Genomic DNA, 11,782 nt, shown 5'->3' on the forward strand with positions numbered 1-11,782 from the left:
ATACGATGGGATTTCCCGCCCTGCAACGGTGGAGTGGCATCTGCTCAGCAAATCGGCATTAAGCATCAAAAACCGGCGGTTTCCGCACATCAATTATGCTGCACCGCGAAAAAGGCCGTTCGCACCTGCGAAAAACGCAAGTCTGGCATTCCGTTCCGGGGATACCGAATATCAATTTCGTTCTTATACTTATTTGCGTCTAGGGATGATCGCCCGCCACGATAAAAGGATATCGTATCATGGCGACTGCAATAGCATCCACGGCAGAACTTACGACCAAAGTAACCACGTCCACCTCCTCCGCTTTGCGGCGGATGCTTGACAAGGTGACCAAGGGTCGCGAGCTTCAGGCCAAGAAATACGTCAACGGCTATCTGTTGACCCTCGACGACGACACGCTCGCCGAGCTGGGTTACGACCGCAAGAAGATCGAGGCTGAAGGGGCCAATCCCTTCCCGTACTGATCCGGGCGAACCCGCCAACTTTACAAGAAATCGAACCGACCGGCTCGGGGGTACGCCCCCGACCCCGGTACGGATGGGACACCGCCGCCGAAGCGTTCCGGCGGTCCCGTTTTTCACCCGAACCTCAGTATAAGTGTCGCCCAGCCGTCGCGGCGGATCTCGGCGATGCGCGAAAACCCTGCGGCCCGGTAGGTCGCATGGATGCGGCGCACGTCGCCAAGCTGCAGGCCCGACAGGATGAGGTCGCCGCCGGGCGACATCGCGCGCGCGATGTCGAAGGCGAGCGCCCTCAGCGGCCGGGCGAGGATGTTCGCGACGATAAGGTCGAACGGAGCCGCGCCGGCGATCGCCCGGTGCTGCATGCCGCCGGCAACCACCGTCGTCACAAACGCCGAAACCCCGTTGAGGCGGGCATTGCCCCGCGCCACCCGCACGGCGAGCGGATCGATATCGCTGGCCAGCACCTTTCCCCGCAGCACCCTGGCAAGGCCGATGGCGAGCACGCCGGAGCCGCAGCCGAGGTCGAGCGGATGTTTGTAGGCCCGCTTCCTGGTCAGCCGGTCGATGGCGGAAAGGCAGCCCCAGGTGGTCGCGTGGTGGCCCGTGCCGAAGGCCTGGCCGGCCTCGATCTCGATACCGACGGCGTTGGCCGGCACGGCCGCCCGCTCATGGGCGCCGTGCACCACGAACCGGCCGGCCGTCACCGCGGTCAGCCCCTCAAGGCTCTTGGCCACCCAATCGATATCGGGCAGCGCCATGACCTCGAACGAGGCCTCAAGGCCCGTCATGTCGCGCGCATAGGCGTCGAGCGTGGCCGCGTCCGGTGCCTCGTCGAACAGCACCTCGCAGAACCAGCGGGTCTCGCTTTCCTCAAGGGCGGCGGACGCCAGCGCGCCGCTGGTCTCGTCCTCCATGAAGATCGCGGACAGCATCCGCGCTTCCGGCTCGCTGAGATAGGCAACCGCCCGGAACATCCCTCGCCTCCGAATGTCTCTGTCGCGACGACGGTCGCGGCCGGCGGACCATAATGGGTTTTGTCGTCCGGAAGAATCGTTTTTGCGGGTTTGCCGCGCCAAGGGGATGCCGCGCCAAGGGGATCCCGCGAATGCAACGGCATGATTTAACAATATCTCAAATATATAATTTCACAGTGCAAGCATAATGGATCGCAAAGCCCAGGACAGTTTGGCATGGCCAACAAGATTGAGACCATAGACGAAGAAATATTCTTCGCAGACGATGATATCATTGTATCCAAGACCGACCTGAAGGGCCGGATCACCTACGCCAATCGCGTCTTTCTGAATGTTGCCGGCTATTCGGAGAAGGAACTCATCGGCCAGCCGCACAACATCATCCGCCATCCGGACATGCCGCGCGCCGTCTTCAAGCTGCTCTGGGACACCATCGCCGACGGCCGGGAGATTTTCGGCTACGTCAAGAACATGGCCCGGGACGGCCGCTACTACTGGGTGTTCGCCCACGCCACCCCGTCCTTCGATGCCAGCGGCAACATCGTCGGCTACCACTCCAACCGAAGGGTGCCGGACCGCGACATCCTGACAAACACGATCGAGCCGCTCTATGCCGAGCTGCTCGCCAAGGAGAAGGCGGAAAAGAACCGGAAAGAGGGCCTTGCCCGCTCCACCGCGGCCATCGACGATCTGCTCAGGTCCGTGTCGAAGGAATATGACGAGTTCGTTCTGACGTTGTGAGGCGGCTATTGCGGTTGGCACGTGTCGAGGCCGTTTATGGATTGCCGCGTCGGCCTGTCGGCCTCCTCGCAATGACTCTGAAACTATTGATGAATCAGCAATAGACCGTCATTGCGAGCGCAGCGAAGCAATCCAGGGCGACCAGCTCGGCGCGGATTTCCATACGCCCAGCTTCCATTTCCGTCATCCCGGCCGGAACGAAGCGGAGAGGCGGGATCCATTGCCCGCCGCAACATTGTAGCCCGCATCGGCCCTTCACACGGCCGATCTCCGGACCACGCCCTCGTCCTACCATCGACCGGCATACCGTGCCGAGAGGGGCAATAGGCCCCGGATCAAGTCCGGGGTGACGGCGGTGCTCTTGGCGAGCGGTCCAGAAGACCGCTAGCGGGACCACCGCAGCACCGTCCTCAATGCCGCTCCACGAACGAATCCAGCACCCTTTTTCGCCCGGCCTTTTCGAAATCGATGGTCAGCTTGTTGCCGTCGATCTGGGAAATCGCGCCATAGCCGAATTTCATATGGAAGACCCGCTCACCGACCGAGAAAAGGCTCTCGGTCGCCGTGACGCTCTTGGCGACCAGTTCGCCCTCGATCATCGGTGCCCGGCCCTGGGGCGGACGTTGCGGGCGGCCGGATTTCTGCGCCCGTTGCCAGCCGGGGGTCGTATAGCTGCTTGACGAGAACGCCTCGGCCTTGTCGAAGCGGCTGGCGCCGTAGGGCCGGCCGCCATAGCCGCCATAGTTTGTGTTCTGCTCGACGACGTCGACATGCTCTGCCGGCAGCTCGTCGAGGAACCGCGAGGGCACCGAGGACTGCCACATGCCGTGGATGCGCCGGTTGGAGGCAAAGAACACGTGGACGCGGTCCCGCGCCCGCGTCAGGCCCACATAGGCAAGGCGCCGCTCCTCTTCGAGCCCCGAGCGCCCACCCTCGTCGAGGGCGCGCTGGTGCGGGAACAGGCCCTCCTCCCAGCCGGGCAGGAACACGGTGTCGAATTCCAGGCCCTTGGCCGAATGCAGCGTCATCAGATTGACGGCATCGGCGCCGTCGGCCCGGTCCGCGTCCATCACCAGCGAGACGTGCTCCAGGAACCCTTGCAGGGTGTCGAACTCCTCCATGGAGCGGATGAGTTCCTTCAGGTTCTCCAGCCGCCCCGGCGCGTCCGGCGAACGGTCGTTCTGCCACATCTCCGTGTAGCCGGACTCATCGAGGATCATCTCGGCAAGCTCGGTGTGCGGCAGGGTCTCGATGAGATCGCGCCAGCGGGAAAAGGATTTCAGGACGCCGGCAAGCGAGTTGCGCGCCTGCGGCCGCATCTCCTCGGTCTGGACGAGGTCGCTCGCCGCCTGCATCAGCGGGATGTTGCGCGCCCGCGCCTGCTCGTGGACCAGCTTCAGGGTGACCTCGCCGAGGCCCCTCTTCGGCTTGTTGACGATGCGCTCGAACGCCAAATCGTCGGCCGGCTGCAGCGTGGCGCGGAAATAGGCGAGCGCGTCGCGGATCTCCATGCGCTCGTAAAAGCGCGGGCCGCCGATCACCCGGTAGGGCAGGCCGAGGGTCACGAACCGGTCCTCGAACTCGCGCATCTGGAACGATGCGCGAACGAGGATCGCCATCTGGTCGAGCGAATGGCCCTTGCCCTGCAGCGCCTCGATCTCGTCGCCGATCTGGCGCGCCTCCTCCTCCGAATCCCAGGACGCCCGCACCGCGACCCGGTCGGCGTCCGGGTCGTCGGCTTCGGTGAACAGCGTCTTGCCGAGCCGCCCGTCATTATGGGCGATGAGGTGGGAGGCCGCACCCAGAATATGCGCGGTGGAGCGGTAGTTGCGCTCCAGCCGGATCACGGTCGCGCCCGGAAAGTCGTGCTCGAAGCGCAGGATGTTGTCGACCTCCGCCCCGCGCCAGCCATAGATCGACTGGTCGTCGTCGCCGACGCAGCAAAGGTTCGGATTGTTCTGGGCGAGGAGCCTCAGGAACAGATACTGGGCGACGTTGGTGTCCTGATACTCGTCGACCAGCATGAACCGGAACCGGCCCTGGAAGTCAGCCAAGACGTCGTGGTTCTTCCGGAACAGCTTGATGACGTGGCAGAGGAGATCGCCGAAGTCGCAGGCGTTCAGCGTCTTCAGCCGCTCCTGGTAGGCCGCATAGAGGATACGCCCGCGACCATTGCCGAAGGTGCGGCCCTCGCCCTCGGAAAGGTCCTCCGGCATAAGCCCGCGATTCTTCCAGTGGTCGATTCGTCCGGCGAACTGGCGCGCCGGCCAGCGCTTGTCGTCGAGGCCGTCGGCCTGGATCACCTGCTTGATGAGGCGGATCTGGTCGTCGGTGTCGAGGATGGTGAAGTCCGAGCGCAGGTCGACCAGCTCGGCGTGGCGCCTCAGGATCTTGGTGCCGATGGCGTGGAACGTGCCGAGCCAGGGCATGCCCTCCACCGAGCCGCCGACCAGCCGGCCGATCCGCTCGCGCATTTCCCGCGCCGCCTTGTTGGTGAAGGTGACGGCAAGGATCTGGCTCGGCCAGGCCCGCCCGCTCGCAAGAATGTGAGCGATGCGCGTCGTCAGCACCCGCGTCTTGCCGGTGCCGGCGCCGGCAAGCACCAGCACAGGGCCGTCGAGGGCTTCGACGGCTGCCCGCTGCTCCGGGTTGAGGTCGGCAAGGTACTCCGGCCAGCCCCCGCGGGCGGAAAGCGCCCGCGCGGCAATGCCGCCGGCGACCGGTTCGCTGGCGCCGGCCATCAGCGGGCCCTCCGGCGAAGGTCGGGGCGCTGTGCGTGCTGGTATCTGGAATCTCTGGTCATCTGATTCGGAACTATAGCGCGTCCGTGCGGCAACAAAAGGATTCGGAACGAAATGTAAACATCTCAAGGGACGAAGGCCGCCGACACGGCCTCGCCCGGCGGCGCACCCGGCAGGCGTAAGGATGTGCCCGCCTTTACCATTGGCTTTGCAATGTTATATGGCTGGGGAACTCCAGCCATGACTGCCAACGGTGCGATAATGACGAAGCCTGAACTGCGGCTGAAAAGCGGCGAAGCCACCAGCGAGCCGGACGTGTTGCCGCTGTCCGCCTTCAAGGAGGCGCCGAAGATCATCGTCATCGACGTCACCAATTCGTGCAATCTGCGCTGTCCGGTCTGTCCGGTGACGATCGCCATGACCCGCCGCCGCGGCATGATGACGATGGAGACCTTCGAGCGCATCATCGGCGATTTCGAGGGCGCGGCGGAAAAGCCGGAGATCTTCTTCAACTTTTCCGGCGAGCCGACGCTGAACCCGATCCTGCCGCGCCTCGTCGCGCGCGCCTCCGGCGCCGGCCACAAGACGTTCCTGTCCACCAACTGCACCAAGCTGTCGGAGCGGCTCGCCGAGGAGCTGATCGGCGCCGGCCTCTCCCGCGTCTATCTGTGCATGGACGGCTTCGACAAGGAGGCCCAGGAAGCCTACCGGGTGCGGTCGAACTTCGACCAGGTCAAGCGCAACATCGAGATGTTCATGCGCACCCGCGCCCATCTCGGCGCCGAAAACCCCTTGTGCATTCTGCAGACACTTCTGACCGCCTATTCGGAGCACCAGGTCGACGACATCACCGCCTGGGCAAAGGAGATCGGCATCGACCGCATCCGCTTCAAGACCTTTTCCTCCGGCACTTACACCAGTGAGGAGGAAAAGCGGACGGCCGAGCGGTTCATCCCGAAATCGCCGGAACTGCGCCGCAACGTCGCCAACACCGTCTCCCCGCTCTGCGACGAGCCGGTGGCCGCCACCCTCGTCTTCTGGGACGGCTCCCTCGGCCTTTGCTGCATCGACTACGACCAGAAGGTCGCGATGCCCAACATCAAGGACGGCGGTTTTCTGGCCGCCTACCGCTCCGACGAAGCCGCGAAAGCCCGCCGCGATGGCTACCTGAAAAAGCACGAAATCTGCGCCAACTGCTCCTATTCCAACGCGGAAAACATGGGCTACAAGGTCGACCTCACCAAGAAATGATGCGTGCCGGCCCTCGCCGGCGGACGGCTTGGCGCAAATCCCCTTCCCATTCGCGGCCGCCCTGTCATCCTGCCCGGGCAAAAGAACGCCGGGGGAGGAAAGCCAGCCATGAGAGTCTTCGTCTTTTTCGCCGCCGTCGCGACGGTCCTGATGCTGCACGCGCCGGCCCGCGCCGACGACGCGGCGCCGGCGACGCTCACCGTCATCGGTAAGGTCGGCACCAGCAACCGACCGGGGTTCGATCCGTTTCGCGACGCCTTCTTCAAGTTCCACGGCAAGGAGTTCGAAAAGGCCTTCGCCTTCGACCGGGCGGCCCTGAAGGCCCTGCCGCAGCGGACCGTCACCGCCAAGGCCGCGCCCTGGCCAAAACCCGTGACCGCATCCGGGCCGCCCTTGAAGGACGTGCTTGACGCCGCCGGCGTCGCCGACGACGCCACGGTCACGCTCTTTGCCCTCGACGGCTACGGCGTCACGCTCAGCCCCGCCGACCGTGCGGCCAGGGACTGGGTGCTGGCGATCGAGATGGACGGCACGCCGCTCGCCATCGGCGGCCGAGGCCCGGCCTGGCTGCTCTACGACACCGGCGACGGCACGGCCTCCGAAGACGCCGAGGCGAAATGGGTCTGGTCGGTGTTCGTCATCGCGGCCGAGTAAGAACAGCAGGCACGATGGCGTCCAGAATCCGCGATATCGCAACCGCCGACGCCGATATACACGCGGCGTTGCTCGCCCTCAACAACGACCACAGCCGCGAAACCTCGTTGCTGACGGCAGCCGCATGGCACGACCTCGTCTCCGACGCGTTCCTTGCGGGCTACATTCCGCCGTCATCGGGCTTCCTGATCGCGTTCGACGAGCGGGCCGGCTACGAGAACCCGAACTTTGCCTGGTTCGCCGACCGGTTTCCGCGCTTCGTCTATGTCGACCGGATCGTCGTTTCCGCCGGGCAGAAGGGCCGGGCCCTCGGCCGCCAGATGTATGAGGAACTCTTTCGAAGAGCGCGCACCGCAGATCGCACCGTGATCGGCTGTGAGGTCAATCTCGAACCGCCGAATCCCGGCTCCGCCGCCTTCCACGCGAAACTGGGCTTCGAGGAGGCGGGGCAGGCACATCTCTCCAACCGCGGCAAGACCGTGCGCTATCTTGTCAGGCGGCTTTAGGGCGCCAAACGCACAAGCAATATTATCCGAAATACGTCATTGCGAGTGAGCGAAGCGAACGCGGCAATCCAGAAAGCCGCGCACTCCGAGCAAGCGGCATTGGATCGCCGCGTCGCCTACGGCTCCTCGCGATGACGGATACTCAATCCCACGAAAGCACCTCTTAAGCCCCCACCAGATCGAACCAGCCGTCCTCGTCGATGACCTCCACGCCGAGGTCCTTGGCCTTGGTCAGCTTCGAGCCCGCGCCCGGACCGGCAACGAGGAGATCGGTCTTCTTCGACACCGAGCCGGAGACCTTGGCGCCGAAGCGCTCGGCCATGGCCTTGGCCTCGTCGCGGGTCATGCGCTCCAGGGAACCGGTAAAGACCACCGTCTTGCCGGCAACGGGCGAGCCGTCCGCCGCGATCGTCTCGGCCTCCTGGGGCGTCACCTCGGCAAGCAGCGCGTCGATCGCCTCGCGATTGTGCTCCTCGGCGAAGAACTCGACGATGGCGTCGGCCACCACCTCGCCGATGCCGTCGATGTTGTTGAGGTCGGCCCAGGCCTCGTTTTCCCGGTCCGTCGCCGCTTCCATCGCCTCGCGGAAGGCGGCAAAGCTCCCATAGGAGCGCGCGAGCAGTTTTGCCGTCGTCTCGCCCACATGGCGGATGCCGAGGCCATAGATGAAGCGGTAGAGGTCGATGGAGCGCCGCTCGTCGATGGCGGCAAAGAGATTGTCCACCGACTTCGGCCCCCAGCCCTCGCGGTCCTTCAGCTTCTTGAGGGATTTGGCGTCCTCGTCCCGAAGCCGGAAGATGTCGGCCGGCTGCTTGATCAGCCCGTCCTGATAAAAAGTCTCCACCTGCTTGGCGCCGAGCCCCTCAATGTCGAAGGCATCGCGGGCGACGAAATGCTTCAGCCGCTCCATCGCCTGGGCCGGGCAGATTAACGCGCCGGTGCAGCGCCGCCGCGCATCGATCCGACCGGTCTTTTCCGCCACCTCGCGCACGGCATGGGAGCCGCAGACCGGACAGGTCGTCGGGAACTCGTAAGGAGCCGAGTCCTCCGGCCGCTTGTCGAGGTCGACATCGACGATCTGCGGGATGACGTCGCCGGCCCGCTGCACGGTGACGGTGTCGCCGACGCGGATGTCCTTGCCGTCGCGGATCACCTCACCCTTGCCGCCGATGCCGGCGATATAGTCCTCGTTGTGCAGCGTCGCGTTGGCAACGACGACGCCGCCGACCGTCACCGGCTGCAGTTTCGCCACCGGCGTCAGCGTGCCGGTGCGCCCCACATTGATCTCGATGGCGTTGACGACGGTCGTCGCCCGCTCCGCCGGAAACTTATGGGCGATGGCCCAGCGCGGCGAGCGCGAGACGAAGCCGAGCCGGCGCTGCAGGTCGAGCCGGTCGACCTTGTAGACGACGCCGTCGATGTCGTAGTCGAGCCTCGCCCGGCCCTCCTCGATCTCGCGATAGGTCTGGAGCATCTCCTCGATGGTCCGGCAGAGCCGCATCGCCGGATTGACCGAAAAACCCCAATCGCCAAAGGCGGAGACCACCTCATACTGCGTGTCGGCCGGCAATTCGCTCATCTCGCCCCAGGCATAGGCGAAGAATTTCAAGGGCCGTTCGGCGGTGACAGACGCATCGAGCTGGCGCAGGGACCCGGCCGCCGTGTTGCGCGGATTGACGTAGGTCTGCTTGCCGGCCGCCTCCTGGCGCGCATTGAGCTCCTCGAACGCCTGGTGGGTCATATAGACCTCGCCGCGCACCTCCACGAGTTCAGGCGCGCGTTCAGGCAGCGTCACCGGGATGTCGTCGATGGTCCGCGCGTTGGCGGTGACGTTCTCGCCCTCCGTGCCGTCGCCGCGGGTCGCGGCCACCACCAGCTTGCGGTTCTCGTAGCGTAGCGTCAGCGACAGGCCGTCGATCTTCGGCTCGGCGGTGAAGGCAAGCTCCTCGTCGGCGGAAAGCCCCAGGAACCGGCGCACGCGGGCGGCGAAATCGGCGACGTCCTCGTCGTAAAAGGCATTGTCGAGGGAGAGCATCGGCACCGCGTGCCGGACCTTGGAAAACGCCCCCGTCGGCGCCGCGCCGACCCGCTCGGTCGGCGAATCCTCGCGCTTCAGTTCCGGAAAGGCTTCCTCGATCGCCTGGTTGCGGCGGCGCAGCGCGTCGTAGTCCGCATCGCTGACCGAGGGCTGGTCGTCCAGATAGTAGCGGCGGTCGTGGCCGGCGATCTCCTCGGCAAGCCGGGCGAGCTCCGCGGCGGCCTCTTCTTCGGTGAGCTCTTCAACCGGCTTCTTTTGCGACCCGTCCGCCACGCGATTCTCTCCTCGTTGGCCCGGCGCCCCGCGACCGTTTCCCGGCGTTCCGTCCGTCCGTCTTCATGACGCGGAGGTCGACCAAGGCAAGCGCCCGCGACCAACCGCATCCGACACCCACACACTCGGCATCATCACCGGGCCCAGACCCGGTGATCCATGTTGCCTATCCTATAGGTATTGTCGCTTCAATAGGCCAGCAGGCGTTCCCGGTCTGCTGGGCCGGACCGTGTTGTCAGCCGAGCGAAAAAGCTGCCAACTGATTGTTTTGAAAGGCCTCATGGATTGCCGGGTCAAGCCCGGCAATGACGCGGAGTGGGGTGCGGGCGCCAGTCAGAACCGCATGCGCTGACCTTGATGCTAGTGCTTATCGTTTGGGGGCCACCCACCCCCTCACGGATGGATGAGCAGCTTGCCGGCCGCCGCCCGCGCCTCGTCGGTGACCGTGCTGCCGGAGAGCATGCGGGCGATCTCCTCCTGGCGCTCGGCCTCGCCCAGCGTGTCGAGCCGCGTCGCCACCGCCTCCTTGCCGACAGACGCCTTGGAAACCCGCAGATGGGCGTTCGCGCGGGCCGCCACCTGCGGCGCATGGGTAACGGTGACGACCTGCACCCGTTCGGCAAGGCGGCGCAGCCGGACGCCGATGGCTTCCGCGACGGCGCCGCCGACGCCGGTGTCGATCTCGTCGAAGATCAGCGTCGGCGCCGAGCCCTTGTCGGCGAGCGAGACCTTGAGCGCCAGCAGGAACCGGGCAAGCTCGCCGCCGGACGCCACCTTGACCATCGGCCCCGGTCGCGTGCCCGGATTGGTCTGCACCCAGAACTCGATGGTATCGAACCCGTCAGGGCTTTCCGATCCCTCGTCGGTCTCGATGGAGACGGAAAAATGCGCCCGCTCCAGCTTCAGCGCCGGCAACTCTTTGTCCACCGAGGCCTCCAGTGCCTTGGCCGTCTTTTGCCGCTTCGCAGAGAGGTCCTTGGCCGCCTTGACATAGGCTTTGCGGGCATCAGCGAGTTCGGCCTCCAGCCCTGCCAGCTTTTCCTCGCCGGCATCGAGATCGGCGAGGTCGGCGGCCATCTGTGCCGCGAGCGCCGACAGGTCCTCCACCGGCACCCGGAATTTTCGTGCAGCCCCGCGCAACGCGAACAACCGCTCTTCGGTCTGCTCAAGCACACGCGGATCGAATTCGGACGCAGCGATCGCGGCCTCCAGCCCGGCGCGGGCGTCCTCAAGGGAATCGATCGCCCGCCCGAGCGCATCGACGACGCCCTCAAGGACGCCGGGCGCTTCCGGAATCTTGCGCTCAAGCCGCCGCAGCACGCCGGACAGCTCCGGCACCGGAGAGGCCTGGCCGGAAATCGTCTCGTAGGCGTCGTTGATGTCGCCGGCGATCTTTTCCGCCTGCATCATCGCCTGGCGCCGCTCGGCAAGCTCGGTCTCTTCGCCCGACTGCGGCGCAAGCTGCGTGAGTTCCTCGACGCTGGTCCGCAAAAAGTCCGCCTCCCGACGCGCCTCCTCGATCCGTGTCTGGTGCTTCTTGAGGGCACTCGCCGCGACGCGCACCGCCTCGTGGATCGCCGCCACCCTGGCGGCGTCGGCTTCAAGCCCGCCGAAGGCGTCGAGCAGGCTGCGATGGGCGCTGGCATCGACAAGCGCCCGGTCGTCGTGCTGGCCGTGGATTTCGACGAGGCTCGCGCCGATCCGCCGCATCATGGCGACGCCCACCGGCTGGTCGTTGACGAAGGCGCGCGAGCGCCCGTCCGCGTTCTGCACCCGGCGCAGGATCAGATCGCCGTCGGCCTCGATCTCGTTCTCGGCAAGGAGTGCCCGCGCCGGATGGTCCATCGGCGGATCGAACACGGCCGTCACCTGGCCCTGGGAGGTGCCGTTGCGCACCAGCCCGGCGTCGCCGCGCCCGCCGAGCGCCAGCGCCAACGCGTCGAGAAGGATGGATTTGCCGGCGCCGGTCTCGCCGGTCAGCGCGGTCAGGCCGTCGGAAAACGCAATATCCAGCTTGTCGATGAGGACGATGTCGCGGATGGCGAGGGCGGCGAGCATGGCGGTCGGTCAGACGATCGATGCGATGGCGATAAGCGCGGCTGAAGCGGGACGGCCGCGCGAGACCGCGCGGCGCGCCGGC

General features: G+C 65.6%; 9 protein-coding genes. 5 read left to right on the forward strand and 4 right to left on the reverse strand.

The window, feature by feature from the left end; genetic code table 11:
- Window positions 1-326: 326 nt before the first annotated feature.
- The gene (locus M2319_RS06700; protein WP_264600670.1) at window positions 327-464 is read left to right on the forward strand and encodes a hypothetical protein; all 138 of its coding nucleotides are present in this window, start codon (window positions 327-329) and stop codon (window positions 462-464) included.
- Window positions 465-577: 113 nt separating this feature from the next.
- Here the strand turns inward: M2319_RS06700 and M2319_RS06705 are convergent, their stop codons facing one another.
- On the reverse strand, window positions 578-1,438 hold the full coding sequence (locus M2319_RS06705) for a 50S ribosomal protein L11 methyltransferase (protein WP_264600671.1): 861 nt from the start codon (window positions 1,436-1,438) through the stop codon (window positions 578-580).
- A 216-nt stretch (window positions 1,439-1,654) separates the two neighbouring features.
- Between M2319_RS06705 and M2319_RS06710 the strand changes: the two genes are divergently transcribed.
- Complete coding sequence (locus M2319_RS06710; RefSeq protein WP_264600672.1) at window positions 1,655-2,179, forward strand: PAS domain-containing protein; 525 nt, start codon at window positions 1,655-1,657, stop codon at window positions 2,177-2,179.
- 410 nt (window positions 2,180-2,589) lie between these two features.
- Here the strand turns inward: M2319_RS06710 and M2319_RS06715 are convergent, their stop codons facing one another.
- Window positions 2,590-4,920, reverse strand: a complete 2,331-nt coding sequence (locus M2319_RS06715; RefSeq protein WP_264600673.1) for an ATP-dependent helicase — start codon at window positions 4,918-4,920, stop codon at window positions 2,590-2,592.
- A gap of 261 nt (window positions 4,921-5,181) precedes the next feature.
- Here M2319_RS06715 and M2319_RS06720 point away from each other — a divergent pair, with 261 nt between their 5' ends.
- The 3 genes from M2319_RS06720 (at window position 5,182) to M2319_RS06730 (ending at window position 7,331) form a co-directional block, all read left to right on the forward strand.
- Window positions 5,182-6,171: a radical SAM protein gene (locus M2319_RS06720; RefSeq protein WP_264600674.1), complete on the forward strand. Its 990-nt coding sequence runs from the start codon at window positions 5,182-5,184 to the stop codon at window positions 6,169-6,171.
- A gap of 108 nt (window positions 6,172-6,279) precedes the next feature.
- Window positions 6,280-6,825 (forward strand): molybdopterin-dependent oxidoreductase, encoded by a 546-nt coding sequence (locus M2319_RS06725; protein ID WP_264600675.1) that lies wholly within the window; start codon window positions 6,280-6,282, stop codon window positions 6,823-6,825.
- The gene (locus tag M2319_RS06730; RefSeq protein ID WP_264600676.1) at window positions 6,789-7,331 is read left to right on the forward strand and encodes a GNAT family N-acetyltransferase; all 543 of its coding nucleotides are present in this window, start codon (window positions 6,789-6,791) and stop codon (window positions 7,329-7,331) included. The genes M2319_RS06725 and M2319_RS06730 overlap by 37 nt, the downstream gene beginning before the upstream one ends.
- 163 nt (window positions 7,332-7,494) lie before the next feature.
- Here the strand turns inward: M2319_RS06730 and ligA are convergent, their stop codons facing one another.
- The gene (ligA, locus tag M2319_RS06735) at window positions 7,495-9,642 is read right to left on the reverse strand and encodes an NAD-dependent DNA ligase LigA (protein ID WP_264600677.1); all 2,148 of its coding nucleotides are present in this window, start codon (window positions 9,640-9,642) and stop codon (window positions 7,495-7,497) included.
- Between the two features lie 393 nt (window positions 9,643-10,035).
- Window positions 10,036-11,700: a DNA repair protein RecN gene (gene recN / locus M2319_RS06740; protein WP_264600678.1), complete on the reverse strand. Its 1,665-nt coding sequence runs from the start codon at window positions 11,698-11,700 to the stop codon at window positions 10,036-10,038.
- Window positions 11,701-11,782 lie beyond the last annotated feature (82 nt).

This window comes from Rhodobium gokarnense (assembly GCF_025961475.1).
GTDB lineage: Bacteria > Pseudomonadota > Alphaproteobacteria > Rhizobiales > Rhodobiaceae > Rhodobium > Rhodobium gokarnense.

Excerpts from the sequence above, each read along its gene's own strand:
- M2319_RS06705 (WP_264600671.1), bottom strand. The coding sequence starts at position 1,438 with ATGTTCCGGGCGGTTGCCTATCTCAGCGAGCCGGAAGCGCGGATGCTG.
- M2319_RS06710 (WP_264600672.1), top strand. The coding sequence starts at position 1,655 with ATGGCCAACAAGATTGAGACCATAGACGAAGAAATATTCTTCGCAGAC.
- M2319_RS06715 (WP_264600673.1), bottom strand. The coding sequence starts at position 4,920 with ATGGCCGGCGCCAGCGAACCGGTCGCCGGCGGCATTGCCGCGCGGGCG.
- M2319_RS06720 (WP_264600674.1), top strand. The coding sequence starts at position 5,182 with ATGACGAAGCCTGAACTGCGGCTGAAAAGCGGCGAAGCCACCAGCGAG.
- M2319_RS06725 (WP_264600675.1), top strand. The coding sequence starts at position 6,280 with ATGAGAGTCTTCGTCTTTTTCGCCGCCGTCGCGACGGTCCTGATGCTG.
- M2319_RS06730 (WP_264600676.1), top strand. The coding sequence starts at position 6,789 with ATGGGTCTGGTCGGTGTTCGTCATCGCGGCCGAGTAAGAACAGCAGGC.
- recN (WP_264600678.1), bottom strand. The coding sequence starts at position 11,700 with ATGCTCGCCGCCCTCGCCATCCGCGACATCGTCCTCATCGACAAGCTG.